Origin of the sequence: Streptomyces sp. NPDC050988 (assembly GCF_044456225.1) — a bacterium.
In the GTDB taxonomy this organism is placed as follows: domain Bacteria; phylum Actinomycetota; class Actinomycetes; order Streptomycetales; family Streptomycetaceae; genus Streptomyces.
In genome coordinates this window covers 795377-821925 of the sequence record NZ_JBITFQ010000001.1, presented here as the reverse complement: position 1 = coordinate 821925, position 26549 = coordinate 795377, and the positions used below count along the sequence as shown (strand labels likewise).

20 protein-coding genes, 2 pseudogenes and 1 riboswitch are annotated in these 26549 nt (G+C 70.5%); of the genes and pseudogenes, 18 read left to right on the top strand and 4 right to left on the bottom strand.

Annotated features, from left to right (window positions below; genetic code table 11):
• Positions 1–2: 2 nt before the first annotated feature.
• From ispG to ACIBEI_RS03555, 5 genes and pseudogenes are all read left to right on the top strand, one after another.
• Entirely contained in the window at positions 3–1184 is a 1182-nt protein-coding gene (ispG, locus tag ACIBEI_RS03575) for a flavodoxin-dependent (E)-4-hydroxy-3-methylbut-2-enyl-diphosphate synthase (protein WP_055616154.1), read from the top strand.
• A gap of 29 nt (positions 1185–1213) precedes the next feature.
• Positions 1214–3103 (top strand): annotated as a pseudogene (dxs, locus tag ACIBEI_RS03570) (1-deoxy-D-xylulose-5-phosphate synthase); the annotation flags it as partial.
• Positions 3104–3354: 251 nt separating this feature from the next.
• The gene (locus tag ACIBEI_RS03565) at positions 3355–4752 is read left to right on the top strand and encodes an aspartate aminotransferase family protein (RefSeq protein WP_398884602.1); all 1398 of its coding nucleotides are present in this window, start codon (positions 3355–3357) and stop codon (positions 4750–4752) included.
• Positions 4753–4821: 69 nt separating this feature from the next.
• Positions 4822–5463, top strand: coding sequence for a helix-turn-helix domain-containing protein (locus tag ACIBEI_RS03560; protein WP_398884600.1), 642 nt, complete (start codon positions 4822–4824; stop codon positions 5461–5463).
• Entirely contained in the window at positions 5460–5585 is a 126-nt protein-coding gene (locus tag ACIBEI_RS03555) for a DUF6126 family protein (RefSeq protein WP_055616152.1), read from the top strand. The genes ACIBEI_RS03560 and ACIBEI_RS03555 overlap by 4 nt, the downstream gene beginning before the upstream one ends.
• Before the next feature lie 31 nt (positions 5586–5616).
• On the opposite strand, the gene ACIBEI_RS03550 is transcribed toward ACIBEI_RS03555, so the two are convergent.
• Positions 5617–6414 (bottom strand): tyrosine-protein phosphatase, encoded by a 798-nt coding sequence (locus tag ACIBEI_RS03550; protein WP_398884598.1) that lies wholly within the window; start codon positions 6412–6414, stop codon positions 5617–5619.
• Between the two features lie 169 nt (positions 6415–6583).
• On the opposite strand from ACIBEI_RS03550, the gene ACIBEI_RS03545 reads away from it, so the two are divergent.
• From ACIBEI_RS03545 to ACIBEI_RS03530, 4 genes are all read left to right on the top strand, one after another.
• Positions 6584–8665 (top strand): alpha-galactosidase, encoded by a 2082-nt coding sequence (locus ACIBEI_RS03545; protein ID WP_398884596.1) that lies wholly within the window; start codon positions 6584–6586, stop codon positions 8663–8665.
• A gap of 295 nt (positions 8666–8960) precedes the next feature.
• A riboswitch (cyclic di-AMP (ydaO/yuaA leader) is annotated at positions 8961–9125 on the top strand.
• Positions 9126–9129: 4 nt separating this feature from the next.
• On the top strand, positions 9130–10050 hold the full coding sequence (locus ACIBEI_RS03540; RefSeq protein WP_398884594.1) for a peptidoglycan DD-metalloendopeptidase family protein: 921 nt from the start codon (positions 9130–9132) through the stop codon (positions 10048–10050).
• Between the two features lie 138 nt (positions 10051–10188).
• Positions 10189–10860 carry a DUF6250 domain-containing protein gene (locus ACIBEI_RS03535; protein ID WP_398884592.1) on the top strand — a complete coding sequence of 224 codons (672 nt, stop codon included), beginning with the start codon at positions 10189–10191 and terminating at the stop codon, positions 10858–10860.
• 146 nt (positions 10861–11006) lie between these two features.
• Positions 11007–11792: an SGNH/GDSL hydrolase family protein gene (locus tag ACIBEI_RS03530; protein ID WP_266754045.1), complete on the top strand. Its 786-nt coding sequence runs from the start codon at positions 11007–11009 to the stop codon at positions 11790–11792.
• A 359-nt stretch (positions 11793–12151) separates the two neighbouring features.
• Here the strand turns inward: ACIBEI_RS03530 and ACIBEI_RS03525 are convergent, their stop codons facing one another.
• Together ACIBEI_RS03525 and ACIBEI_RS03520 are read right to left on the bottom strand one after the other, a co-directional pair.
• On the bottom strand, positions 12152–12772 hold the full coding sequence (locus ACIBEI_RS03525) for a TetR/AcrR family transcriptional regulator (RefSeq protein ID WP_388452722.1): 621 nt from the start codon (positions 12770–12772) through the stop codon (positions 12152–12154).
• Positions 12773–12875: 103 nt separating this feature from the next.
• Positions 12876–14066 carry a Glu/Leu/Phe/Val dehydrogenase dimerization domain-containing protein gene (locus tag ACIBEI_RS03520; protein WP_398884590.1) on the bottom strand — a complete coding sequence of 397 codons (1191 nt, stop codon included), beginning with the start codon at positions 14064–14066 and terminating at the stop codon, positions 12876–12878.
• Positions 14067–14401: 335 nt separating this feature from the next.
• Between ACIBEI_RS03520 and ACIBEI_RS03515 the strand changes: the two genes are divergently transcribed.
• The 6 genes and pseudogenes from ACIBEI_RS03515 (at position 14402) to ACIBEI_RS03490 (ending at position 20533) form a co-directional block, all read left to right on the top strand.
• Positions 14402–15604, top strand: a complete 1203-nt coding sequence (locus ACIBEI_RS03515) for an MBL fold metallo-hydrolase (protein WP_398884588.1) — start codon at positions 14402–14404, stop codon at positions 15602–15604.
• A gap of 383 nt (positions 15605–15987) precedes the next feature.
• A pseudogene (locus ACIBEI_RS03510) lies at positions 15988–17193 on the top strand (sensor histidine kinase); the annotation flags it as partial.
• Positions 17194–18557: 1364 nt separating this feature from the next.
• Complete coding sequence (locus tag ACIBEI_RS03505) at positions 18558–18992, top strand: roadblock/LC7 domain-containing protein (RefSeq protein ID WP_398884586.1); 435 nt, start codon at positions 18558–18560, stop codon at positions 18990–18992.
• 2 nt (positions 18993–18994) lie between these two features.
• Complete coding sequence (locus ACIBEI_RS03500) at positions 18995–19366, top strand: DUF742 domain-containing protein (protein WP_269652502.1); 372 nt, start codon at positions 18995–18997, stop codon at positions 19364–19366.
• A complete protein-coding gene (locus ACIBEI_RS03495) occupies positions 19344–19943 on the top strand; it encodes a GTP-binding protein (protein WP_398884584.1) in 600 nt (199 codons plus the stop codon). The genes ACIBEI_RS03500 and ACIBEI_RS03495 overlap by 23 nt, the downstream gene beginning before the upstream one ends.
• Entirely contained in the window at positions 19940–20533 is a 594-nt protein-coding gene (locus ACIBEI_RS03490; RefSeq protein WP_398884582.1) for a GAF domain-containing protein, read from the top strand. Before ACIBEI_RS03495 ends, ACIBEI_RS03490 begins: the two co-directional genes overlap by 4 nt.
• Before the next feature lie 72 nt (positions 20534–20605).
• Here ACIBEI_RS03490 and ACIBEI_RS03485 read toward each other — a convergent pair whose 3' ends face one another.
• Positions 20606–22489 carry a DUF2264 domain-containing protein gene (locus tag ACIBEI_RS03485; protein WP_398884580.1) on the bottom strand — a complete coding sequence of 628 codons (1884 nt, stop codon included), beginning with the start codon at positions 22487–22489 and terminating at the stop codon, positions 20606–20608.
• A gap of 302 nt (positions 22490–22791) precedes the next feature.
• Here ACIBEI_RS03485 and ACIBEI_RS03480 point away from each other — a divergent pair, with 302 nt between their 5' ends.
• From ACIBEI_RS03480 to ACIBEI_RS03470, 3 genes are all read left to right on the top strand, one after another.
• Positions 22792–23976 carry a Gfo/Idh/MocA family protein gene (locus ACIBEI_RS03480; RefSeq protein WP_398884578.1) on the top strand — a complete coding sequence of 395 codons (1185 nt, stop codon included), beginning with the start codon at positions 22792–22794 and terminating at the stop codon, positions 23974–23976.
• A 269-nt stretch (positions 23977–24245) separates the two neighbouring features.
• Positions 24246–25274 (top strand): L-threonine 3-dehydrogenase, encoded by a 1029-nt coding sequence (tdh, locus tag ACIBEI_RS03475; protein WP_269652509.1) that lies wholly within the window; start codon positions 24246–24248, stop codon positions 25272–25274.
• Between the two features lie 9 nt (positions 25275–25283).
• Positions 25284–26483 carry a glycine C-acetyltransferase gene (locus tag ACIBEI_RS03470; protein WP_398885106.1) on the top strand — a complete coding sequence of 400 codons (1200 nt, stop codon included), beginning with the start codon at positions 25284–25286 and terminating at the stop codon, positions 26481–26483.
• Positions 26484–26549 lie beyond the last annotated feature (66 nt).

The window sequence follows — 26549 nt, the reverse complement described above, 5'->3', positions numbered from 1 at the left end:
TCATGACCGCCATCTCCTTGGGCCTCCCCGAGGTGCCGGTCCGGCCGATCGCGGAGCGCCGCGTGTCGCGGCAGATCCAGGTCGGACCGGTGGCGGTCGGGGGCGGGGCACCCGTGTCCGTGCAGTCGATGACGACGACGCGTACGTCGGACATCGGCGCCACCCTGCAGCAGATCGCCGAACTCACCGCGTCCGGCTGCCAGATCGTCCGTGTCGCCTGTCCCACGCAGGACGACGCGGACGCGCTGGCCACCATCGCGCGCAAGTCGCAGATCCCGGTGATCGCGGACATCCACTTCCAGCCGAAGTACGTGTTCGCCGCGATCGAGGCGGGCTGCGCGGCGGTTCGGGTGAACCCCGGCAACATCAAGCAGTTCGACGACAAGGTGAAGGAGATCGCGCGGGCCGCGAAGGACCACGGCACGCCGATCCGGATCGGGGTCAACGCCGGTTCGCTGGACCGGCGGCTGCTCCAGAAGTACGGCAAGGCGACGCCCGAGGCACTCGTCGAGTCGGCGCTGTGGGAGGCGTCGCTCTTCGAGGAGCACGGGTTCCGGGACATCAAGATCTCGGTCAAGCACAACGACCCGGTCGTGATGGTCAACGCCTACCGGCAGCTGGCGGCCCAGTGCGACTACCCGCTGCACCTCGGTGTGACCGAGGCGGGCCCTGCCTTCCAGGGGACCATCAAGTCCGCGGTGGCCTTCGGGGCGCTGCTCGCCGAGGGCATCGGGGACACCATCCGGGTCTCCCTGAGCGCGCCGCCCGCCGAGGAGTGCAAGGTCGGCATCCAGATCCTGGAGTCGCTCAATCTCAGGCAGCGGCGGCTGGAGATCGTGTCCTGTCCCTCCTGCGGGCGGGCCCAGGTCGACGTCTACAAACTGGCCGACGAGGTCACGGCCGGCCTGGAGGGCATGGAAGTGCCCCTCCGTGTCGCGGTCATGGGCTGCGTCGTCAACGGACCGGGAGAGGCCAGGGAGGCGGACCTGGGGGTCGCCTCCGGCAATGGCAAGGGCCAGATCTTCGTCAAGGGCGAGGTCATCAAGACCGTGCCCGAGTCGAAGATCGTGGAGACCCTCATCGACGAGGCGATGAAGATCGCCGAGCAGATGGAGGCGGACGGCGTCGCGTCGGGCGAGCCGGAGGTCACGGTGCCGGGGCAACCCACCGTCACCGCGAGTTAGCTGCAGCACGGACCGAGAGGGGGCCGAGCGTGACGATTCTGGAGAGCATCCGGGGACCACGCGACCTGAAAGCGCTGTCCGAGGCGGAGATAGGTCAACTGGGCGACGAGATCCGGGAGTTCCTGGTGCACGCGGTCGCCAGGACCGGCGGTCATCTGGGGCCCAACCTGGGGGTGGTGGAACTCTCCATCGCGCTCCACCGGGTCTTCGAGTCGCCGGTCGACCGCATTCTGTGGGACACCGGCCATCAGAGCTACGTACACAAGCTGCTGACGGGACGTCAGGATTTCTCCAAGCTGCGCGGCAAGGGCGGCCTGTCGGGCTACCCGTCGCGCGAGGAGTCCGAGCACGACATCATCGAGAACAGCCACGCGTCCACCGCGCTCGGCTGGGCCGACGGGCTCGCCAAGGCCCGCCAGGTGCAGGGGGAGAAGGGGCACGTCGTCGCGGTCATCGGCGACGGGGCCCTCACCGGCGGCATGGCGTGGGAGGCGCTGAACAACATCGCGGCGGCCAAGGACCGGCCGCTCATCATCGTCGTCAACGACAACGAGCGCTCGTACTCGCCGACCATCGGCGGCCTCGCGAACCATCTGGCGACCCTGCGGACCACCGACAGCTACGAGAAGGTCCTGGCCTGGGGCAAGGACGTACTGCTGGGCATGCCCGTCGTCGGCGGCACCCTCTACGAGTCGCTGCACGGCGCGAAGAAGGGGTTCAAGGACGCGTTCGCGCCGCAGGGCATGTTCGAGGACCTGGGACTGAAGTACGTCGGGCCGATCGACGGGCACGACGTGGGCGCGGTGGAGTCGGCGCTGCGGCGCGCCAAACGCTTCCACGGGCCCGTACTCATCCACTGCCTGACGGAGAAGGGGCGCGGCTACGAGCCCGCGATCGCCCACGAGGAGGACCACTTCCACACCGTCGGCGTGATGGACCCGCTCACCTGCGAGCCCCTCGCGCCCTCCAACGGCCCTTCCTGGACCTCGGTGTTCGGCGACGAGATCGTACGGATCGGGGAGGCGCGCGAGGACGTCGTCGCGATCACGGCGGCCATGCTGCACCCGGTGGGACTCGCGAAGTTCGCGGAGAGGTTCCCCGACCGGGTGTGGGACGTCGGCATCGCCGAGCAGCACGCCGCGGTGTCCGCGGCCGGGCTCGCGACGGGCGGACTGCACCCGGTCGTCGCGGTGTACGCGACCTTCCTGAATCGTGCCTTCGACCAGCTGCTGATGGATGTCGCACTGCATCGCTGCGGAGTGACGTTCGTGCTGGACCGGGCCGGGGTAACGGGAGTTGACGGCGCGTCACACAACGGCATGTGGGACATGTCCATCCTCCAGGTCGTGCCGGGGCTCAGGATCGCCGCGCCCCGCGACGCCGACCAACTGTGCGCCCAGCTGCGCGAGGCGGTCGCGGTGGACGACGCCCCGACCCTGATCCGGTTCCCCAAGGAGTCGGTGGGACCGGTCGTTCCGGCGGTCGACCGGGTGGGCGGCCTGGACGTCCTGCATCGCGGCGAGCGGCCCGAAGTGCTCCTCGTGGCCGTCGGCGTGATGGCGCCGGTGTGTCTCCAGGCGGCCGAACTGCTGGAGGCGCGGGGCGTCAACTGCACGGTCGTGGACCCGCGTTGGGTCAAGCCGGTCGATCCCGCGCTGCCCGGCCTCGCCGCCGAGCACCGCCTGGTCGCCGTCGTCGAGGACAACAGCCGGGCGGCCGGCGTGGGCGCGGCGGTCGCGCTCGCCCTCGGAGACGCCGAAGTCGACGTGCCCGTACGGCGGTTCGGGATTCCCGAGCAGTTCCTCGCGCATGCCAAGCGGGGGGAGGTGCTCGCCGACATCGGTCTCACGCCCGTCGAGATCGCGGGGCGGATCAGCGCGAGCCTGGCCACTCGGGAGGCGCGCTCGACGGTCATGGAGGCCGAACCCGCGGTCGAGGGGCAGGCACCCGAGGGGCGGGCACCCGAAGGACAGGCTTCCGAGGCGCGGCGGGCTGTGAACGGGAAGGTCGCTGACGGGAAGGCCCCCGCGTCGGACGGCTCGAAGGCGCGGTCCGCCGGGCAGGGCGCTTCAGGCGCTTCAAGGGCGCAGCCCGCCAGGCAGCGCGTCGCGAAGAGGCAGACCGCCAAGAAGCCGGCGGGCAAGGAGCACGCGTCCAAGGAGAAACAGGAATGACGACCAGCAAGTCCCAGGAGTTCGACCTCGCCGGCCTGCTCGCCGAGCGCGGAGCCGAGCGCTACGAGCTGCACGCGAAGCATCTGAACCACCAGCTGCCGCGCATGCTGCACACCATCGGCTTCGACAAGGTCTACGAGCGGGCCGAGGGCGCGTACTTCTGGGACGCGGACGGCAACGAGTACCTGGACATGCTGGCCGGGTTCGGGGTGATGGGCCTGGGCCGCCATCACCCTGTCGTCCGCAAGGCGCTGCACGACGTCCTCGACGCGCAGCTCGCCGACCTCACCCGCTTCGACTGCCAGCCGCTGCCCGGGCTGCTGGCGGAGAAGCTGCTCACGCACAGTCCGCACCTGGACCGGGTGTTCTTCGGCAACAGTGGTACGGAGGCCGTCGAGACCGCGCTGAAGTTCGCCCGGTACGCGACCGGGAAGCCGAGGGTCCTGTACTGCACCCACGCCTTCCACGGTCTGACCACCGGGTCCCTGTCCGTGAACGGCGAGGACGGCTTCCGGGACGGCTTCGCCCCGCTGCTGCCCGACACGGCGGTCCCGCTCGGCGATCTCGACGCGCTGGCACGGGAGTTGAAGAAGGGCGATGTCGCCGCGCTGATTGTCGAGCCGATCCAGGGCAAGGGTGTGCACGAGTCGCCGCCCGGATATCTGCGCGGCGCACAGGAGTTGCTACGCAAGCACAAGGCGCTTCTCATCGCGGACGAGGTGCAGACCGGGCTCGGCCGGACCGGGGACTTCTACGCCTACCAGCACGAGGACGGTGTGGAGCCGGACCTGGTGTGCGTGGCCAAGGCGCTGTCCGGCGGGTATGTGCCCGTCGGGGCCACCCTCGGCAAGGACTGGATCTTCAAGAAGGTCTACTCGACCATGGACCGCGTCCTCGTGCACTCCGCGAGCTTCGGGGCCAACGCGCAGGCCATGGCGGCGGGCCTCGCCGTGCTGTCGGCCATGGAGAACGAGCAGATCGTCGCCAACGCCCGGGCCACGGGGGAGCAGTTGAAGTCCCGGCTCGCGGCACTCGTCGACAAGTACGAGCTGCTGAGCGATGTGCGCGGCCGTGGGCTGATGATCGGCATCGAGTTCGGGCGCCCCAAGTCGCTGAAGCTGCGCAGCCGTTGGACGATGCTGCAGGCCGCGCGGAAGGGGCTGTTCGCCCAGATGGTGGTCGTGCCGCTGCTCCAACGGCACCGGATCCTCACCCAGGTCTCCGGCGATCACCTGGAGGTCATCAAGCTGATTCCGCCGCTGGTCGTCGGAGAGCGGGACGTCGACCGGTTCGTGGAGGCCTTCACCGCCGTGATGGCCGACGCGCACAGCGGGGGCGGCCTGATGTGGGACTTCGGGAAGACGTTGGTGAAGCAGGCGGTCGCCAACCGGTAGGGGTCCTCGCTTTTTGCCTCTGAGGTAAGAAATTTGCCTCAGAGGCAAGCCTCCGGCTCAATGGAGGACATGAACCCTGTCGAGGGTACGAGCCCTTCCGAGCCGGGGGCGGCCGACGAGCTGCCCGCGGTGCCCGCGGTCGCACCGCAACTGCGTGCGCTGCGGCGCCGTGCCTCCCTCACCCTGGAGTCCGCGGCCCGCGCCGCCGGCCTTTCGCCCGCGCACCTGTCCCGGCTGGAGACCGGGCAGCGCCAGCCCTCGCTGCCGATGCTGCTCGCGCTGGCCCGCATCTACGGTACGACCGTCTCCGAGCTGCTCGGTGAGACGGTCGCCGAGCGGGACGCCGTCGTGCGCGCCGCCGACATGGAGCCCACCCGGGCCGGTGGCTGGACGTACTGGCAGGCCGGTGCGGCCGGACGCGGCATGCAGTCCCTGCGCGTGCACGTCCCGTACGGGGCCCAGGGCGACATCGTGCGGGTCCACCCCGGAGAGGAGTGGCTGTACGTCCTCGATGGACGGCTGCGGCTGCGCCTCGGGGACACCGCGCATGTCCTGGAGCCCGGCGACAGCGCGCACTTCGACTCGCTGACCCCGCACCGGATCGCCGCCGCGGACCGGGACGGGGCCGAGCTCCTCTTCGTACACACCTTGCTGCAGAGCCCCACGGCCACGCTGTGCCTCGGGCCGACGACCCCCGGAGAGACGTCATGAAGGACATGGAGGAGAAGTTCCCGCGCGCTCTGTGGGTGCGGCTCATCATCTACGTGGCGGTCGGGCACATCTTCGCCGCCTTCATCTACCTGTTGTTCTCGCTCGGAGCCCAGGGGCAGTAGCGGCGCCCGTCTCTGAGGGGCGGGCAGCCGGTCAGTCGAGGAACCGCTCCCGCAGGCGCTCCCGGACCTCGGGGGTCACGCCCAGGCCCTGCTCCAGGTAGGCGTCCACCCCGCCCCACTTCTCCTCGATCGTGTCGAAGGCCGCTTCCAGGTACTCGGCGCGTGCGTCGAAGAGGGGGCTGAGCAGCTCCATCACCTCGGGTGAGTACGCGGAGGCGGAGGACTTGCTGCGGTGCACCTTGTAGCGGCGGTGCGTCGCGTTCGACTCCAGGTAGTCCGCGACGATGGCCTCGCGCTCGACGCCGAGGGCGAGCAGGGTGACGGCGATGGAGATGCCGGCGCGGTCCTTGCCCGCCGCGCAGTGCATCAGGGCGGGGACGCTGTCCTCGGCCATCGAGTGCAGCACCTGGCGGTGCTCGGCCGTGCGCTCCTTGACTATCGCGCGGTAGGAGCCGATCATCCGGTCCGCCGCCTTGCCGTCACCGAGGATCGAGCGCAACTGGTCGATGTCGCCGTCGCGGACCATCGTCCAGAACTCGGCCCCGTGCGCCGGGTCCGTCAGCGGAAGATTCACGTTCCGCACACCCGGCAGCTCGACGTCGGGCCCTTCGAGCTTCTGGTCGGCGGCGTTGCGGAAGTCGAAGATCGTGTGCAGGCCCAGGGAGGCGAGGAACTCGGCGTCCGACTCCGTCGCGTGCGCGAGGTGGCCGCTGCGGAACAGCCGTCCGTACGCCACTCGCCGGCCGTCCACCGTCGGCAGGCCGCCCACATCACGGAAGTTGCGCACTCCGGCCAGCTCGGGCTCGGTCGACGGGACCTGCTGCGTCACGGGGGCTCCTCCCATTCGGCTGCCGACGCGGCTCGTCGGCGAAGTGCGTTCTCGACGATACGACATCGATTCGTACGCCAATGAGTTGTCCACAGGCGTTGCCGGGGAGGTACGCGGCCCATAATGATGTTGATGATTGAGCGTGCCTGTTCGGATCTGTGAGGGTTTGATGTTGGAGATCGGCGAAGACGGTCGTACGTGGCTTCTTTCGGGCCCGGCGAGCAGTTATGCCCTGCGGCTCGGCGAGGACGACGCGCTGCTGCATCTGCACTGGGGTCCGCGTATCGCGCTCGCCGACGCCGAGGCACTCGCGGCCGGCCCGGGACCGGAGTACTGGGCCTTCGAGGCCACCCTCGACGGGCACGAGGAGTACCCGGTGGAGGGCGGCCCCCGTTTTGTGCGGCCCGCCCTGTCCGTGCGGACGGACGAGCGGCGCGGCACCGAGTGGAGCTTCGAGACGTACGAGGCGGACGGCGACGAGCTGCGGCTGCGGTTCTCCGACTCCGGGCTCGGGATCACGCTGCACTACCGGATGCGGGCCGGGACCGACGTCGTGGAGCGCTGGGTGACCCTCGACAACGAGGGGCCGGCCCTGGAGGTGCTGCGCGCCGACTCCGCGGCCTGGACGCTGCCGCAGCGCGACGGCTGGCGGCTGTCCCAGCTGCACGGGCGGTGGGCGGCCGAGTCCCGGCTCGTACGCTCCGAACTCACCTACGGTGAGAAGGTCATCGGCAGCCGGCGCGGGCACACCTCGCACCAGCACCTGCCCTGGGTCGCCCTGGACCCGGACGGAGCGGCCACCGAGGAGCGGGGCGAGGTCTACGGGTGCGCCCTCGCCTGGTCGGGCACCTGGCGGATCGCCGTGGCCCAACTCCCGGACGCGCGCGTGCAGATCACCGGCGGGGTCGGGTACGACGACTCGGGGCTGCTACGGCTGGAGCCGGGGGAGAGCTTCGTCACGCCCGTCTTCGCGGGCCTGTGGAGCGACGGCGGATTCGGCGGCGCGAGCCGTGCCTGGCACGCCTACCAGCGCGCCTATGTGATCCCGGACGCGGACGAGCACCGGCCGGTGCTCTACAACTCCTGGGAGGCCACGGAGTTCGACATCTCCGAGGAGCAGCAGGGGGCGCTCGCGCGGCGGGCCGCCGCCATGGGGGTCGAGCTGTTCGTGGTCGACGACGGCTGGTTCGGGGCGCGCACCAGCGACCGGGCCGGGCTCGGCGACTGGACGCCCAACCCCGACCGCTTCCCGGCCGGTCTCAAGCCCCTCGCCGACGAGGTGCACGCGCTCGGGATGCGGTTCGGGATCTGGGTCGAGCCCGAGATGGTCAACCCGGACAGCGAGCTGTACCGCGCGCACCCGGACTGGGTGCAGTTCCAACCGGGACGAAAGAGGACGGAGCTGCGCAATCAGCTCGTACTGAACCTCGCCCGCGAGGACGTCCAGGAGTATCTGTGGGAGCGGCTCGACACGCTGCTCTCCAGTGCGCCGATCGACTATGTGAAGTGGGACTTCAACCGCTGCTTCACCGACGCGGGGTGGCCCGGCGAGGCCTACCCGCAGCGGCTCTGGGTGGACCACGTGCACGCCCTGTACCGCCTCCTGGACCGGCTGCGGGCGGCCCACCCGGGCGTCGCCTTCGAATCCTGCTCGGGCGGCGGCGGCCGGATCGACCTCGGGATCATGGCGCGTACGGACCAGGTGTGGACCTCGGACAACACCGACCCGCTCGACCGGCTCGCCATCCAGCACGGCTTCAGTCAGGTGCATCCCGCGCGGACCATGGCCGCCTGGGTCACCGACAGTCCGAACACCCAGCTCAACGGCCGCGTCAGCTCGCTGCGCTTCCGCTTCATGAGCGCGATGGCCGGAGTGCTCGGTGTCGGCGGCGACCTGACCCGCTGGAGCGAGGAGGAGCTGGCCGAGGCGCGGACGTGGGTGGAGCTCTACAAGGAGATCCGGCCCGTCGTGCAGGGCGGGGACCTCCACCGGCTGAGGGCGCCGGAGGGAGGGCTGAGCGCCGTGCAGTACTCGCGTGACGGCGAGGTCGTCGTCCTCGCCTGGCTCCAGGCCCAGCACTACGGCGAACCGGTCGCTCCGGTGCGGCTGCGCGGGCTCGACCCGGCGGCGTCGTACGAATGCCTCGAAACGGGTGAAGTCCACCGCGGTGCGGTGTTGTTGCACCACGGGTTGCGGACGGGGCTGCGTGGTGACCTTGATGCGGCAGTTTTCCGGCTGCGTCGCATGTGACTGTTGTGTCCGTAATGGAGCCTTAGTTCCAACTCGCTCTGGAATAAAGGCTCCTGCAACGGCACTCCGTGAGCAGCGTCATATTCGTGACGGTCCGCTGTCGCCATGTTCACGTAATTCAGCTGCGTTTTCAGGGATTTAACAAACGGGGGAGATCCCTGATTTACGCAGCGTGACCGTCATTTCGGTCAGGGATCAAGAGAACGGGGTACACAGGAAACCCCAAAGGTTGTTCCTGCGTCTTCATGTCGCTTACGTTCGCCACCAATCCGGACGGACGCCCAATCCTGCCGCCGCCCGGAATCCGCTCACCCACCCGTACACGGCAGGAGCGGGGGACCCACAGGTAGAACGCCTGTTCCGGTCTCCGGAACGGCTAGGGGTTAAGTCGTGCGCAAACACGGCCGGGCATCTCCAGCTCGCACCCGACAGCTCACCTCGCAGGCGCCGGAGAGGAATTCGCCATGCCCGCGAAGGGTAAGCACCGCCGTCCCAAGTCCCAGCGTTTCACCCGCTCCATAGCCGTCGCCGGAACCGGCGGCGCGGCGCTCGCCCTTCCGCTGCTCGGTGCGACCGGAGCGCACGCCGCGACTCCGCAGTCCGCCGCCGATTCCGTGGCGAGCGTCTCGAATGTCGCGAGCAAGGCCGCCGAATCGGCGCCTGCCGCCGCAGACAAGAAGGCCGAGGCGAAGAAGGCCGCGGCCAAGACCTATTCGGTGCGTGCGGGCGACTCCCTGTCGAAGATCGCCGACACGCAGGACGTCAGCGGTGGCTGGAAGAAGCTGTACGAGGACAACCGCAAGGCGATCGGCGGTGACCCGGCGCTGATCCACCCGGGCCTGAAGCTGTCGATCGGCAAGGCCGCCGCCACGTCGAGCTCCGACTCCGGCGCCTCCAAGACCACTCAGTCCTCCGCGAAGAAGGCCGCGGCCCCGAAGGCTGCTGCCGCTCCCAAGGCCGCCGCCGCGGCCAGTGCCGCCGGCTTCACGCTGCCGGTCGCGGGCGCGGGCGTCGGCACCCCGTACAAGATGTCGGGCAGCATGTGGTCCAGCGGGTACCACACCGGCGTCGACTTCGTGGTCCCGACCGGCACGTCCCTGAAGGCCGTCGGCGCGGGCACGGTCGTCTCGGCCGGCTGGGGCGGCGCGTACGGCAACCAGGTCGTCATCCAGCTCGAAGACGGCCACTACGCCCAGTACGCCCACCTGTCCTCCCTCTCCGTCTCGGCCGGACAGGCCGTGACCGAGGGCCAGCAGGTCGGCCTCTCCGGCGCGACGGGCAACGTCACCGGCCCGCACCTGCACTTCGAGATCCGCACCACCCCGGACTATGGCTCGGACGTGGACCCGCTGGCGTACCTGCGCGGCAAGGGCGTCTCCGTCTGACCCGACGCCAGGCGCGCCCGCACGGCGTACCACTCCGCTCGTCTCCGAAGGCCGGACCCGGTGATCCCCGGGGTCCGGCCTTCGGTGTTTCGGCTCTGTGGCACGTCTGTGGCATGGCCGGGCGATGGGTCGACAGGGGTGCGGAAGCCGGGACACAGTGACTCCGCGAGCGCGGCGCCCCGGCACCGTCCGGGGCGGCTCATCGCCCGCGACGACTTCCGGCACGGCCTCGGCCAGTGGGCGACAGAACTGCAGGACGGCGGCAGCGTCACCGCGTCCCGGGGCGTCCTGGAGATGGACGTGCCGAGCGGCGCGACCGTGTGGTTCAAGCGCAAGCTCCGAGGGCCCTACGTCCTGGAGTACACCGCCACGCCGGTCTCGGCGGGCGGCGCCAACGACCGGGTCTCGGACCTCAACAACTTCTGGAACGCCACGGACGTCCGCTCCCCCGAGGACCTCTTCGCCACGCACAGGGTCGGCGCGCTCGACGAGTACGACCACCTCACGACGTACTACGCCGGATACGGCGCCAACACCAACACCACGACCAGGCTGCGCCGTTACGTCGGTGAGGCGGGCGTCCGGCCGCTCGTCCTCGACTACACGGAGCCCCTACTCACGGCGAACGAGCCCAACCGCGTCCGGATCGTCTCGAACGGCTCCACGGTCCAGTGGTGGAACAACGGGCGGCTCGTCCTCGACTTCGTGGACCAAGAGCCGTACACGAGCGGGCACTTCGCGTTCCGGACGGTGTGGAGTCACTTCAGGATCACGGACTTCAGGGTGCGCGAGCTGCGACAACGTCCCTGATGGAGCCCCTTATTCCGGGATTGACCAACACTTGACGAGTGGCTTATCTCACCGCCCGTCAACCCTTTCCTACGGTCGCGTAGCTCACACCCGAAGGTGAATCATGACCCGATGTGGCAGACGATTCGAAGAATGACAACAGATCAGTGATCGGGTCGTACGTGGCGGTGGGGGACAGCTTCACCGAGGGCGTCGGCGACCTTGGCCCGGACGGGGCGTTCGTCGGCTGGGCCGACCGGTTCGCGGTGCTTCTCGCGGACCGCCGGCCCGAGGGCGACTTCGACTACACCAACCTCGCCGTCCGCGGGAAACTCCTCGACCAGATCGTCGAGGACCAGTTGACGCGCGCGAAGGAACTCGCGCCGGACCTGGTCTCCTTCTGCGCGGGCGGCAATGACATCATCCGGCCGGGAACCGACCCCGACGAGGTCGCGGAGCGCTTCGAGCGCGCCGTCGCGGACCTCACCTCGGCCGTCGGCACGGTCCTCGTGACCACCGGCTTCGACACCCGTGGCGTGCCCGTGCTCAAGCACATGCGCGGCAAGATCGCCACGTACAACCTCCATATCCGGGCCATCGCCGACCGGTACGGCTGTCCCGTGCTCGACCTGTGGTCCCTCAAGACCATCCAGGACCGGCGGGCCTGGGACGGCGACCGGCTCCATCTGTCGCCCGAGGGACACACGCGGGTCGCCCTGCGCGCCGGCCAGGTCCTCGGCCTGGAAGTGCCCGCGGACCCCGACCAGCCGTGGCCGCCCCTGCCGCCGCGCGGCACGCTCGAAATGCGGCGCGACAACATCCACTGGGCGCGCGAGTACCTGGTGCCGTGGATCGGGCGGCGACTGCGCGGGGAGTCCTCCGGGGACCGCGTGGTGGCGAAGGGAAGCCTGTCGCCCGACGACATCAAGATGCGGATCGAGCCGGTGGCTTGAAGGTCCGGGGGCCTGAGGGCCTTCGGGGCGGGCCACGGTTCGACCGGTGGTCGCGGCCTGCGGCTCCAAGGTCCGCGGAGGGGCGGGGCTTCCCTGACGGGTGACGTCGGGGGAGTCCCGCCGCCGTTCGGCCGACGGCGTCGGGGGAGTCCTGGCATCTCTCTGCCTGTGACGCCGAGAGGGCTTCGCCTTGCCCCTGGTGGTGACATTGGTGAGACTCCGATGCCTTTCCGCCGGTGGCCTCGGTGAGGCAGAACCGTCTTCCGGCCCGTGATGCCGAGGAAGCCCTCGCCGTCCCTCGGCGGTGATGTCGCCGAAGGGCGAGCTGTTCCGCGGCCGCGATTCGGCGGTACGCCGCCTCAGGCGCCCGGAGTCGTCAGCGCCTCGCGCGCCAGCCCCAGCTCCCGGGCCAGTGCCTCGTCCACCCACTCCTGGGTGCGGGCGCGAGACACCGCACCGGGGTACGCCGTCATCTGGACGGCGAGCCCGTCCAGCAGGGCGGTCAGGCGCAGGGCCGTACTCGTGGGGTCGGGGCAGTGGAACTCGCCCGCGGCCACGCCCTCCGCGATGACCTCGGTGATCGCGGCCTTCCACTGCCGGTCCAGGTCACGGGTGACGTCCCGCAGCGCGGGCTCGCGCAGCGCCACCGCCCAGCCCTCGATCCACAGCCGCCAGCCCTTGGCCTGTCCGGTCGGCGCGTACCAGCGGACCGCCGCCCGCAGCCGCCGCAGCGCGGTCGTCCGGCGGCCGAGCAGCTTGCGGAGATGGGCGAGGTCGTCCTCGGCCGCGTACGTGAACGCGGCGGCGACCAGTTTCTCCTTGGTCGAGAAGTGATAGAGCACCAGCGCGTTGCTCACCCCGAGCGCGGTCGCCACATCGGCGATCCGCACTGCGGACACGCCCCGCCCCTCGATCTGCTGGATGGCGGCCCGCAGCAGTTCCTCACGCCGCTCCGCCACGCTCAACCGCACTCTTGCCACCCGGCAACCCTATTGCGTCGCCCCGGAGCGCGCCGGTGGAGGGTCGGTTACCGGCCGCGGCCGGACCGTCACCGATCCCGCCCGGCCCGGCCCGGCAGCGGCGTCACCGGTACCAGCCGAACCGCTCCGCGATCACCGGCAGCCGGTCGGCGACGATCGCGTGCGCGGCCGCCCGCGGTGTCGTCCCGTCGGCCTCCGCGCGCGCGAGCGTCTGGTCGATCAGGGCACGCATCGAGCGCCGTGTGTGGGCGAACGCCTCGTCGGCGTCGGCCCCGATGTCGCCGAACAGCGTCCACCACCACCAGGCGTTGGTCCCGGAGTTGACCACGACGTCCGGCAGGACGGTGACACCGCGGCCGGCGAGCTGCTGCTCAGCGCCCGGCAGGACGGGCATGTTGGCGGCCTCGACGATCCAACGGGCCGTGACCCGCCCCTGGTTGGTGGCGTCGATCGTGTACGAGACCGCCGCCGGAACCAGCACGTCGGCGTCGGCGGACAGCCAGGCGTCGACGGGCAGTTCACGGTCGCCCGGACGCAGCACCGCACGGTCGATCGTCCCGTACGTGTCCCGGGCGGCGAGCAGAGCGTCGACATCGAGCCCTCCGGGGTTGGCGATCGTGCCCTTCACGTCGGCGACGGCCACGATTCTGAGCCCCGCGCGCGCGAGGAAGCGGGCCGTGGCCCCGCCCATCGTGCCCAGCCCCTGCACGGAGACCCGGGTCCCCTCGTACGCGACCCCGGCCCGGTCCAGGGCCGCGAGGACCGACTCGGCCACCCCGCAGCCGCCGACCAGCTCGTCGAGCCCGATGCCGTCCACCTCGACCGCGAACGCGTCCGCCAGCCGCCGCCGGGCCGCCGCCTCGTCGTCGAGCAGCGGATACACGGCCTGGATCGACGACACGAGCCCCGCCTCCGCCACGGCCCGGTCGACGACGTCCTGGGTGAGACCGAGATCCTCCCCCGTGGTCCAGAGGCTCTCGATGTACGGGCGCATGGCACGCAGATAGCGCACGAGCAGGCCGTACGCCTCCGGGGCCTGGGGGTCGCAGTCGATGCCGCCCTTGGCGCCGCCCAGCGGTACGTAGCGGCTCTCGGGGTTGTAGTGCAGGGCCTCTTTCATGGTCATGCCGCGGGCGAGCCCGGTGACCTCGTCCAGCGTGCAGCCCGCCCGCATGCGGAGCCCGCCGCTGGAGACACCGCGCACCAGCCGGTCGACGACCAGGTGCCCCTGGCGGCCGGTGACGTGGTCGGTCCAGGTGAGCGTCATCAACGGGCTGCTGTCCTGGGCGGTCATGGGACTCCTAGGGGGCGGGGTTCCGGGAAACGGGGATCTGGAAAGCGGAGTGCGAGGGGAACAAGGTGACAGGTTCGGAGCGTTTGACCGGCGTGGGGCCGGGTGCACACCGCGCCCCGGTGCCGCACCGGCTACCTCTACTGAATGGTCGGTCAGTATCGAAAGTGCTGCATGTATCTGTCAACTTACTGAATGGATCTTCAGTAGAACGTGATGTCGTACTCGATGGATCCCGCCATGGCCCGCGCGGAAACCGCCCTGCCATACGCCCGACCCGGCGCTGTCAGAGGCGGCGACCATAATGGAAAGTCAGACCGACTCCACCTGGAGGTGCCGTGACCGGTTCCCGTTCCCTCAGTTCCGGGCTCCGTGCGCTGCGGCCCGCCGCGTTCGGCGCGGATCCCAGCGGTGAGCGCATGGAGCGCATCCGCAGATCGCCGAACTACGCGGACGGCGTCTTCCGGAATCCCGAGGGCGCACCCCGGCCCGACGGCGCCATGCTCGAGTTCGCGCGGTCCTTCTTCCGCAAGGAGGAGCGCGTGCGCCGCGCCCCGGCGGGCACGGTGCCGGTGCATGCCACGACCCTCGCCGACCTGGCCCGGCCGCCGGCCGACAGGCTGCGGCTGACGTGGATGGGGCACTCCAGCGTCCTCGCCGAGATCGACGGGCGCCGAGTGCTCTTCGACCCGGTGTGGGGTGAGCGCTGTTCCCCGTTCGCCTTCGCCGGTCCCAAGCGGCTGCACCCCGTGCCCCTCCCGCTGGAGGCGCTCGGCCCGGTGGACGTGGTCGTCATCTCGCACGACCACTACGACCACCTGGATCTGCCCACGATCAAGGCCCTGGCCGGTACGGACACGGTGTTCGCGGTGCCCCTCGGTGTCGGCGCCCACCTGGAGCACTGGGGCGTCTCGGCGGACAGGCTGCGCGAGCTCGACTGGCACGAGACGACGAAGGTCGGCGGAATCTCCCTCACCGCCACACCTGCCCGCCACTTCTGCGGCCGCGGCCTGCGCAACACGCAGCACACCCTGTGGGCCTCCTGGGCCGTTGCCGGGGATGAGCACCGGATCTACCACAGCGGGGACACGGGGTACTTCGCCGGTTTCGCGGACATCGGCGCCGAGCACGGCCCCTTCGACGCCACGATGATCCAGATCGGTGCGTACAGCGAGTTCTGGCCCGACATCCACATGACGCCCGAGGAGGGCATGCGGGCCCATCTGGACCTCCAGGGCGGCCGGCCCAGCGGCGTGATGATGCCGATCCACTGGGCGACGTTCAACCTCGCGGCGCACCCCTGGGCCGAGCCCGGCGAGGGCACCGTCACCGCCGCCCGCGCGGTCGGCGCCCGGATCGCGCTGCCCCGGCCCGGTGAGCCCTTCGAGCCGACCTCGGAGACCGTCCCGTCCGAGCCCTGGTGGCGCGGTGTGGCCGTCGTCCCGGAGGGCGGCTGGCCCTCCGCCGAGGAGACGGTCGGTGACACACCGCGTGACACCAAGGAGGACACCGGAGACCCGGAAACCGTCCCCGCGGGGTGACGTAGAAGCGCGCGAAGGCACTTGAAGGCGTTCGGCGAGGGCCGAGGAGCATCCTGCTCCTCGGCCCTCGCTCTTTTTTCGCTGACCGCTTCTGACCAGGTCTGATCGGTTCGCTGACGCACGGGAACGGGCGTGCGAGGGGTTTATCGGCCTGTCGTACGAACCCTCATACCAGAGCGGGACGCAGGCCGCCGGACTTTGTCAACTGCCCACCGCACATGATGCGGTGGCGACTACTGTGAGTGGCCGCTGAGCGACACAGGGCCGAATTCTTCGACTCTCTCGACCGGCGCAGCGATGGCGCGTGTCCCAGTCGGCGCATGCCTCGGTCGCAGAACCCGCGGGAGCCCCCACGGCCCCGACACACCAGTACGAGGACGTCGATGTCTCACCTTCGCGCACCGGCCGCCCGCGCAGACCGACGCGAGGGCGGGCGGCACGGGCGACCGGTCGCCCGCACCACCCCCACGCTGCCCGAGACCCACATACGGCCCCAGCTCCTCCGCCTCGCGGTCCTGCCGCCCATCGCGGTGGCCCTCAGCGCCAGCGCAGCCGTGCTCTTCATCGTCCGCACGACCGCGGCACGGCCCGGCCCCACCTTGTGGATCGTGCTCGGCGGAGCCGTCGCGGTGGCCCTCGCGGGCATCGTGATCGCCGCCGTGGCCGCCGACCGCGCCGCCAGGTCTGTACACGAGCGCGTCGGCACCCTGCGCCGCACCAGCGCCCGCGGCCAGTCCGATCTGCGTGCCCTCGTCGAGACGCTGCGCCGGGGCGACGGGCCGCCCGAGCGCCGACCCGTCGGCCGGCCCGCCTCGGACGCCGACGAGTTCGACCTGCTCGAGGACGATCTGGCGCGCGCCCATGAAGGCGCCGTGAACGCGGTCGTCCAGGCCGCCCAGCTCTCCAGCCAGGCGGACAGCGAGCAGAAGGTCGAGGTCTTCGTCAATCTCGCCCGGCGCCTGCAGTCCCTGGTGCACCGCGAGATCTCGATCCTCGACGAGCTGGAGAACGAGATCGAGGACCCGGACCTGCTCAAGGGTCTGTTCCACGTCGACCACCTCGCCACCCGTATCCGGCGGCACGCCGAGAACCTCGCCGTCCTCGGCGGGGCCGTGTCGCGCCGGCAGTGGAGCAACCCGGTCTCCATGACCGAGGTGCTGCGCTCCGCGATCGCCGAGGTCGAGCAGTACTCGCGGGTCAAGCTCGTCCCGCCGATCGACGGCACCGTGCGCGGGCACGCCGTCGCCGACGTGATCCATCTACTGGCCGAACTCGTCGAGAACGCCACGGTGTTCTCGGCGCCGCACACCCAAGTGCTGCTGCGGGCCAACGTGGTCACGTCCGGGCTCGCCGTCGAGGTCGAGGACCGCGGGCTCGGGATGCCACTGGCCGAGCAGCACAAGATGAACGCGTTGCTCGCCGACCCCGATCAGGTGAACGTTGCGAGTCTGCTGCAGGACGGCCGCATCGGATTGTTCGTGGTCTCCCAACTCGCGCGCCGGCACGGGATCGTGGTGCGGCTGCAGACCAATATCTACGGTGGCGTCCAGGCCGTGTTGGTTGTGCCGCAGGCGTTGCTGGGGACGGAGGGGGAGCCGCCGGGCGGGGGCGGGGCCGATGTGGGTGCCCGTTCTGGGGTTGGGACTGGCGCTGGGGCCGGTTCCGGGGGTGGGTCTCCTCGGGAGGTCACGGCAGGGGGTGTGGGGGCCGGGGTGTTGAGGCCGGGTGCTTCCGGGATTGAGGGGGCGGTTGGCCGTGGTGGTCCGGCACATGGTGGTCAGGCGCATGCCGGTTCGGCATCTACCGGTTCGACACAGGGTGCCTCGGGGCATGGTGCTTCGGTGGCTGGGGCTCCAGCGCATGCCGCGCAGACTCATGTCGGACCGACTCATGCCGCGCCGACACATGACGCTTCGGTGCATGGGGTTGCGGCACGTAGCTCCTCGGCACACAGCTCTTCAACACATGGGGCCGCGGTTTCCCATGGCATGTCGGCACATGAGCCGCCGCTGAGGAGCACGCCTCGCCATGGCACGCCGGGGCAGGATGCGCCGGCCCATGGCACGCCACCACATGGCACGTCACCACATGGGAGCCCGGTTCAGGGAACGCTGGCTCACGGGACGCCTGCCTATGGGACTCCCGCCCATGGTGTTCCTGCTCACGGCAGTCCGGCCCATGAGACTCCCTCCCACGGCAGTCCGGCCCATGAGACTCCCTCTCACGGCAGCCCTGCCCATGGGACTCCCTCCCACGGGACGCCGATCGCCGTACCGGGCGTGGTTCCAGGCGCCTCCGTCGACGTACCGCGGGCGCCGTTTCACGAATCCGCGTCGTACCCGTCCCACGACGCCCACGGCACGAGGACCGCCGTTCCGACGCAGCCGCGGCGGGACAGTGTGCCGGGCGGGCTGTCGGTCGTGAACGGTGGTGCTCCGGCCCCGCTCCCGGTGCGCGGTGCCGAGACGCGGGCCAACCCGGCGGAGGCCGTGCCCGGGATCCGTCCCGGCGATCGGCGGTTCGTCACCGAGAACACGGTCACGCCCCCGACCCCGCGCGGCGGTGTCGTGCGCGGCACCATGAGCAAGCCGCAACTGCCCAGACGGCGGGCCCAGGAGCACCTCGTGCCCGAGCTGCGCGACGGACCCGCGCCCCGGCCGGACTCCGAGTTCGTCGTCGGTCACGACCCCGGTCTGATGGCGGCGTTCCAGCGCGGCATCGGGCTCGCCGAGGCCCAGTTCCGGGACTCGGCCCACATGGATGGAACGCCCATAGGGGAAGCGCACCCAGCGCACGAACCATACGAGGCGCCCGAGGCACATGAGACGGCGCACGCGCCTGGTCATGACCTCACCGCCCGGCACGACGGGAGCACACCAGCCGGATGAACCACGCCACCCCCACCCACACTTCCGCTCCCGCAGACCTTCGTACTTCAAGGAGTCGATCCCCCATGGCGAGCGATGTGCCGACCGGGCACGCATCCGATCTCGACTGGCTGATGAGCGGCCTCGTGCAGCGCGTACCGCACACCAGGAGTGCCGTGCTGCTCTCCTGCGACGGCCTCGTGAAGTCGGTGCACGGGCTCGACCCCGACAGCGCCGACCACATGGCGGCCCTGGCCTCCGGGCTCTACTCCCTGGGCCGCAGCGCGGGCGTCCGCTTCGGCGACAGCGGTGACGTACGCCAGGTCGTGGTCGAACTGGACTCCACGCTGCTGTTCGTATCCACCGCGGGCTCCGGTACCTGTCTTGCCGTGCTCGCCGGACGCGACGCCGACGCGGCCGTGCTCGGCTACGAGATGGCGATGCTGGTCAAGAGCGTCCGCCCGTACCTGATGACCGCGCCGAGGCAGCACAGCGTCGAACCGTCGGCGATGAGGCCTTGAGCGTGACCTCGGCCGGCGACGGGCCCTGGCTTGACGATGCGGCCGGACGCCTTGTGCGCCCCTACCAGGTCAGCAACGGCCGGACCCGGCCGAGTACCGCGCTCGACCTCCTGTCGCAGGTGATGGCCACCGGCGTCACCCCTCTCGGCTACCTCGGCCCCGAGCACGCCCAGGCACTCGAACTGTGCCGGGACCCCGTCTCGGTCGCCGAGGTCGCCGCGCATCTGAGACTGCCCGCCGCGGTGACCAAGGTGCTGCTGTCCGATCTCGTCGACTGCGGGGTGCTCTCCATGAAGCCCCCGACGTTCCACCACAACCCCACTGACCGGTCTCTTCTGGAGGCAGTGCTCGATGGACTACGACGACAGCTCTGACCCCTTTCCCACCGCCTTGAAGATCCTGGTGGCGGGAGGGTTCGGAGCAGGAAAGACCACCTTCGTCGGCGCGGTGAGCGAGATCGCGCCGCTCAGTACGGAGGAACTGCTGACCACCGTCAGTGCCGCGACCGACAATCTCGACGGCGTCGAGAACAAGGTCGAGACGACCGTCGCGATGGACTTCGGCCGCATCACCCTCGATCCGGAACACGTGCTCTACCTGTTCGGCACGCCCGGACAGGAGCGGTTCTGGTTCATGTGGGACGAGCTCTCCGAAGGCGCGCTCGGCGCGGTCATCCTCGCCGACACCCGGCGTCTGGAGGACTGCTTCGCCGCCGTCGACTTCTTCGAACAGCGCGGCCTGGGATTCATCGTGGCCGTCAACGAGTTCGACGGAGGCTTCCGTTACGACCCGGAGGAGGTGCGGGCGGCCATCGACCTCGACCCGGAGGTGCCCGTCGTGCGCTGCGACGCCCGGATCTCCAGCTCGGGAGTGCAGACCCTGCTCACCCTCGTCCGCCACCTCCTCGCCCACGCCCCCTCGCACGCCCCCAGCCACGGAGCCCACACATGACGTACGACCCGCCGCGTCCGGCCGGTCGGCTGCTGCTCACCCCCGTGGACAAGGAGGCCCCCGCCAGAACACGGCGGCTGCGGGTGCTCGGTCTGGGGCAGCACACCGAGCCGGCCCTCGACGCGTTCGCGGACCGGCTCGCAGAACTCGCCGGGGCGCCCTACGCGATGGTCAACTTCATCGACGAGGAGCGGCAGTTCTTCGCGGGCCTGCACACGCCCTACGGGGGCCTCCCGGCCGAGCCGCCGGCCGAGGCCCGTACGGATCACGCGGACACCACGAAACCGAGGATCGGCCGCTATATGGCCCGGGACCATGGCTTCTGCCCACATGTGGTCGTCCGCCACAAGGCGTTGGTCCTGGAGGACGTCCGTGACTATCCCCGGTTCGCGGGCAACCCGGTCGTCGACGAGTTCGGCATCCACTCCTACCTCGGCGCGCCGCTCATCGACCGCACGGGCATCGCACTCGGCACGGTGTGCGTCAGCGATGTCGAGCCCCGGCCGTGGGGGCGGGCCGGGCTCGACACCATCAAGTCGATGGCGGCGGAGCTGGTCGAGCGGATCGAGCTGCGGGAAGGCGGATTCTGACCCGCGCGCCCTCTGTCCTCACATGGACGATGTCCCTCTCACACGGAGTCCGGTGCTCATCGGTCATGTCGTTCACACGGAGACGGTGTCCCCTTCGGGGAACGTGATCCGGACCTCGTGTCCCTCGACCTCGCAGGACACCGACTCCCGTAACGCCTGCGGGTGTACGGAGTCCCGCGTCAGCGCGAGCAGCGTGACGTACACGCCGGAGCCGCCGGGACGGCCCGCCGCGCACCGCAGGTACGGTGTCGCGGAGTGCGGGCCGAATGCGTTGGCCTCGACCTCGCGCGCGATGCCCGTGTCCTCGTCCCAGCCGTGCAGCGCGACGACGACACTGGTCAGCCCGTTGTCCGTGCGGGCCAGCGCCCAGCCGTGGCCCCGCTCGGCGGTGGGCCTGGTCTCGGCGGCGACCGCGTAGCCGCCCTCCCGGACGGTCAGACCGGTCGGCGCGAGCACCCGGTGCACGCGAATCTCCCAGGGACCGCGCAGAACGCTTGTCGTCTCGATGGGGAACTCCTCCTCGCTGTCGGGCAGTCGGGCGCTGTAGCGGGAGGCGGCCGTCCGCCCGGAGCAGTGCAGCGGGACGATGGTGAGCCGGCGGGACGCGGTGCCGTCCGGGGTCACCAGCGCGATGTGCCCGTCCACGGTCCGCTCCCAGGCGTGGGCGGCGGCCTCGGGAGCGGTCGCCGTCGAGTAGCCGAACTTGGTGTAGTGCGGGTCGTCCTCGGCGGGCCCGGACGGGGAGTTGTGGTCGCTGCCGTGGTTGACCAGGCGGACGATGCCGTCGTGTTTCGTGCCGTGCAACAGCCAGCCGGGGGCCGGGAGCGCGGTGTACTGGTCCGACTCCTCGACCGGCAGCGGCAGTTCGCGTGCCGTCCACACCGGGTGCTCCGGAGGCAGCAGCAGCCCGAGGAAGCCCATGCTCGCCCAGTACGGGGACGCGGGCCCCGAGTGCGGCCGGGCCATCGGCAGGAACGTTTCGTACCAGCCGAGCGGCAGCAGCCCACGCTCGTCGGGCACCCCCCGCTCCACGAAGTGCCGCACCGTGCCGGACGCCAGCCGTCGGGTGAGGCCCGGCTCCAGCGGCGTACAGCCGGCGAGGGCGCCCATCCATGCCGGGGCGGCGGTGGCGAAACGATACGTCAGGGAGCGGCCGTGGTGCACGGGGGCACCGTCCGCGCCGAAGAACCGCGGGTAGTCGGCGAGGAACCGGGCGAGCCGCTCCCGGTAGACGTGGCCGCGGCCTCCGCCGTCGCCGCCGGTCATCCGGCACCACAGCAGCGGGTACAAGTGCATCGCCCAGCCGTTGTGGTAGTCGAAGGTCCGGCCGTCGCCGTCGCTGTACCAGCCGTCGCCCATGTACCAGTCGTCGAGGCGGTCGAGCCCGGCGTCGATGTCGTCCTGACGGTGGGGCGCGCCGACCGAGGCCAGGAACTGTTCGGCCACCACCTGGTAGAGCCGCCAGTGGTTGTCCCAGGTGCGGCGGCCCACGAAACCCCACAGCCAGTCCACGACCCGCTCCCGCGCCTCGGTGTGCAGCCGGTCCCAGATCCAGGGGCGGCTCTCGTGCAGCGCCACGGCGACCGAGGCGGCCTCCGCCATCTGCTGGGAGCAGTCGGTGATTTCGGGCCAGGACTCGCCGCTGTCGCGGTCGGTGCCCGTTGTCAGACCCCGCGCGTAGCGTTCTATGAGACGGGGATCGACGTCGCCCCGCGCCCCGGCGATCCGGAAGGAGGCCAGCAGGAATGACCGCGCGAACCCTTCGAGGCCGTCCGACACCACTCCCGACCACGAGGCCCGCCCGGGCAGCCGGTACTGCGCGAGGCCCGGCGTCGCGTACGGGACCAGGGCTTCGAGCTGCCGGTCGGCGAGCGCCTCCCAGTGAGCCCGCGTCCAGCCGGTGTGCGGCGACAGGACGTGGTCGATGGGCGGCAGGGACACATGCGGTGCGGGCATGGCGGGGTTCCGACTCCTTTGTTCCCGGGCGCGATTCCAGGTTCCGGAGAGGGATACGGCTCGTGGGGGCCGACAGATCAATGGGGCTGTGTGCGTATGCCATGTGTCGTGTGCGCACACCGTGAGACCTGTTCGCATGTGGTCGGCCCTGTTCCTGTGTGCGGCCCCCGTGCGCTCTCCCGGAACGCGTCGCCCGATGGGAAGTTGACTCCGGCGCACGTGGGCACGGCTTCCTCGGAGAAACACGGCCGGACCTCCTGCCGCCTGACCCGACTCCTCGTCACCGAACGGGAAGGCATCCCATGACCGACCTGCGTCTCGGCGTCCTCGGCTTCGGCCTGCGCGGTTCGCTCGCGCGCATCGCCCACCGGCCCGGCCGGGGCTCGCGCGTGACCGTCGTCGCCGAACACGATCCGGCACTGCGGGACGGCGCCGCCGACCGCATCCCCGGCGTCCGGACCGTCGAGGACCACCGCAAGGTCATAGACGACCCGGACGTCGACGCCGTGCTGGTCCTCACCCCGGACCACACCCATGCCGACATCGCCTGCGAGGCCCTGCGCGCGGGCAAGCCCGTCTTCGTCGAGAAGCCCCTGGACATCACCATCGAGCGGTGCGACCTCATCCTGCGCACGGCCTTCGAGACCGGCACACGGCTGTACGTGGGCCACAACATGCGCCACATGCCGGTGATCCGGATGATGCGCGACCTCGTCATACGCGGCGACATCGGCACGGTCAAAACGGTGTGGGTACGCCACTTCGTCGGCTACGGAGGCGACTGGTACTTCAAGGACTGGCACGCCGAACGCCGGTGCACCACCGGCCTGTTGCTGCAGAAGGGCGCCCACGACCTCGACGTACTGCACTGGCTCGCGGGCGGATACACCCGGCAGGTACAGGCGTTCGGCGACCTGATGGTGTACGGCGGCAATCCGCACCGCCGTTCGCCGGGCGAGCCGAAGTCCGACGACTGGTACACGGAGGACGGCCACTGGCCGCCGCACACCCAGCGGGCCCTCAACCCCGTCATCGACGTCGAGGACGTGTCGATCGTCAACATGCGCCTGGACAACGGGGTGTTGGCCGCCTACCAGCAGTGCCACTTCACCCCCGACTACTGGCGGAACTACACGGTCATCGGTGACGCGGGCCGCCTGGAGAACTTCGGGGACGGGCCCGGGGGAGTGGTGAAGGTGTGGAACTCCCGCCGCTCCGGACACCGGGCCGAGGCGGACGCCGAGTACGCGGTGCCCGACGTGGAACAGGACGCCGAGCACGGGGGCGCGGATCCGCTGCTGATCGACGAGTTCCTGCGGTTCGCACGTGAGGGAGGGCGCACCGACACGTCCCCGGTGGCCGCGCGGATGGCGGTGGCGGCGGGGTTCCGGGCGACGGAGTCGCTGCGCGGGGGCGGCGTTCCGTACGAGGTGCCGCCGCTGGACGCCGAGCTGGTCGCGTACTTCGAGAGGGGGCAGACCCGCTGACGAGGGCGGGGGATGCGTGGGAAGGGAGCAGATCTGTGGGAGGGGAGCGAGGCGTGAAGGAAAGCTGCGGCGGAGCTTAAGAAAACCTCGATGGACCGCAGCGCCCGCGTACGGCAGATTTCTCGGCGTCGGCAGTGGAGCGCCGCAGCCGCTGAGAGGCGCTCCCGCATGGCCCCCGCCATGCCCCCTGCCGTGACGCCACCCCTCACTCCGGGCCGGGGCCTGCCTCGGCATGCCCCGGCCCGGAACCCTCGTACACGGGAGCCGTGTTGAAGGCGCTGGTCAAGGAGAAGGCTGAGCCGGGACTCCGGCTCATGGACGTACCGGAGCCGGTCGTCGGACCCGGTGACGTGCTGATCAAGGTCCTCAGGACCGGGATCTGCGGCACCGACCTGCACATCCGCAGCTGGGACGGCTGGGCACAGCAGTCGATCAGGACGCCGCTCGTGATCGGCCACGAGTTCGTGGGCGAAGTCGTCGAGACGGGCCGCGACGTAGGCGACATCACCGTGGGCGACCGGGTCAGCGGCGAGGGCCACCTCGTGTGCGGCAAGTGCCGCAACTGCCAGGCCGGGCGGCGCCATCTGTGCCGCGCCACGGTGGGGCTCGGCGTGGGCCGCGACGGCGCGTTCGCCGAGTACGTCGCGCTGCCCGCGTCCAACGTGTGGGTGCACCGAGTCCCCGTCGACCTCGACGTCGCCGCGATCTTCGACCCCTTCGGCAACGCCGTGCACACCGCGCTGTCGTTCCCGCTGGTCGGAGAGGACGTACTGATCACCGGCGCGGGACCGATCGGCCTGATGGCCGCCGCCGTCGCCAAGCACGCCGGCGCCCGGCACGTCGTGGTCACCGACGTCAGCGAGGAGCGCCTGGAGCTCGCCCGCAAGATCGGCGTCAGCCTCGCGCTGAACGTCGCCGAGTCCACCATCGCCGACGGGCAGCGCACGCTCGGCCTGCGCGAGGGCTTCGACGTCGGCCTGGAGATGTCCGGCAACCCCGTCGCGATGCGCGACATGCTCGCCAACATGACGCACGGCGGGAAGATCGCCATGCTCGGACTGCCGTCCGAGGAGTTCGCCGTCGACTGGTCCCGCATCGTCACCTCCATGATCACGATCAAGGGCATCTACGGCCGCGAGATGTTCGAGACCTGGTACGCGATGTCGGTCCTCCTCGAAGGCGGCCTCGACCTCGCCCCCGTGATCACCGGCCGCTACGGCTACCGCGACCACGAGGCGGCGTTCGCCGACGCGGCGAGCGGCCGCGGCGGCAAGGTCATCCTCGACTGGACCCACTAAGGACTGATGATGTTCGACTCCGTACGCGACGACCTCCGCGCCACCCTCGACGAGATCCGTGCCGCCGGACTGCACAAGCCCGAGCGCGTCATCGGCAGCCCGCAGTCCGCGACCGTGAACGTCACCGCGGGCGGTCGCCCCGGTGAGGTCCTCAACTTCTGCGCGAACAACTACCTCGGCCTCGCCGACCACCCCGAGGTGATCGCCGCAGCCCACGAGGCCCTCGACCGCTGGGGCTACGGAATGGCGTCCGTACGCTTCATCTGCGGTACGCAGGAGGTGCACAAGGAGCTCGAACAGCGCCTCTCCGCCTTCCTCGGCCAGGAGGACACGATCCTCTACTCCTCCTGCTTCGACGCCAACGGCGGCGTCTTCGAAACCCTCCTCGGCGAGGAGGACGCGGTGATCTCCGACGCCCTCAACCACGCGTCGATCATCGACGGCATCCGCCTCTCCAAGGCCCGCCGCCTCCGCTACGCCAACCGCGATCTCGCGGACCTGGAACAGCAGTTGAAGGAGGCCGCGGGCGCCCGCCGCAGGCTGATCGTCACCGACGGCGTCTTCTCCATGGACGGGTACGTGGCTCCGCTGCGCGAGATCTGCGACCTCGCCGACCGCTACGACGCCATGGTCATGGTCGACGACTCGCACGCCGTCGGCTTCGTCGGCCCCGGCGGCCGCGGCACCCCCGAGCTGCACGGCGTCATGGACCGCGTCGACATCATCACCGGCACCCTGGGCAAGGCCCTCGGTGGAGCGTCCGGCGGTTACGTGGCCGCCCGCGCCGAGATCGTCGCCCTGCTGCGCCAGCGCTCGCGCCCGTACCTCTTCTCGAACACCCTGGCCCCGGTCATCGCCGCCGCCTCGCTCAAGGTCCTCGACCTGCTGGAGTCGGCGGGCGACCTGCGCGAGCACCTCGCCGCGAACACCGCGCTGTTCCGCTCCCGGATGACCGAGGAGGGCTTCGACATCCTCCCCGGCGACCACGCCATCGCACCGGTCATGATCGGCGACGCGGCCGTCGCCGGACGCATGGCGGAGCTGCTTCTGGACCGCGGGGTGTACGTGATCGGCTTCTCGTACCCCGTGGTCCCCCAGGGCCGGGCCCGGATCCGCGTACAGCTGTCCGCCGCGCACTCGACGGAGGACGTGAACCGGGCCGTGGACGCCTTCGTAGCGGCGCGGGCGGAGCTGGCGGCGGAGGCCTGAGCACACGGCCGGTCACCGAGCGCGAGCGGGAGATACGGCAGGGCGAAAAGTGAACCTCTGAGAGAA

What these genes read in the sequence shown, in the direction of transcription:
- ACIBEI_RS03520 (WP_398884590.1), bottom strand. Translation starts at nt 14,066, where the DNA reads ATGACCGCCCAGGACAGCAGCCCGTTGATGACGCTCACCTGGACCGAC.
- ACIBEI_RS03470 (WP_398885106.1), top strand. Translation starts at nt 25,284, where the DNA reads ATGTTCGACTCCGTACGCGACGACCTCCGCGCCACCCTCGACGAGATC.
- ACIBEI_RS03540 (WP_398884594.1), top strand. Translation starts at nt 9,130, where the DNA reads ATGCCCGCGAAGGGTAAGCACCGCCGTCCCAAGTCCCAGCGTTTCACC.
- ACIBEI_RS03495 (WP_398884584.1), top strand. Translation starts at nt 19,344, where the DNA reads ATGGACTACGACGACAGCTCTGACCCCTTTCCCACCGCCTTGAAGATC.
- ACIBEI_RS03545 (WP_398884596.1), top strand. Translation starts at nt 6,584, where the DNA reads ATGTTGGAGATCGGCGAAGACGGTCGTACGTGGCTTCTTTCGGGCCCG.
- ACIBEI_RS03565 (WP_398884602.1), top strand. Translation starts at nt 3,355, where the DNA reads ATGACGACCAGCAAGTCCCAGGAGTTCGACCTCGCCGGCCTGCTCGCC.
- ispG (WP_055616154.1), top strand. Translation starts at nt 3, where the DNA reads ATGACCGCCATCTCCTTGGGCCTCCCCGAGGTGCCGGTCCGGCCGATC.
- ACIBEI_RS03485 (WP_398884580.1), bottom strand. Translation starts at nt 22,489, where the DNA reads ATGCCCGCACCGCATGTGTCCCTGCCGCCCATCGACCACGTCCTGTCG.
- ACIBEI_RS03505 (WP_398884586.1), top strand. Translation starts at nt 18,558, where the DNA reads ATGGCGAGCGATGTGCCGACCGGGCACGCATCCGATCTCGACTGGCTG.
- ACIBEI_RS03480 (WP_398884578.1), top strand. Translation starts at nt 22,792, where the DNA reads ATGACCGACCTGCGTCTCGGCGTCCTCGGCTTCGGCCTGCGCGGTTCG.
- ACIBEI_RS03555 (WP_055616152.1), top strand. Translation starts at nt 5,460, where the DNA reads ATGAAGGACATGGAGGAGAAGTTCCCGCGCGCTCTGTGGGTGCGGCTC.
- ACIBEI_RS03490 (WP_398884582.1), top strand. Translation starts at nt 19,940, where the DNA reads ATGACGTACGACCCGCCGCGTCCGGCCGGTCGGCTGCTGCTCACCCCC.
- ACIBEI_RS03560 (WP_398884600.1), top strand. Translation starts at nt 4,822, where the DNA reads ATGAACCCTGTCGAGGGTACGAGCCCTTCCGAGCCGGGGGCGGCCGAC.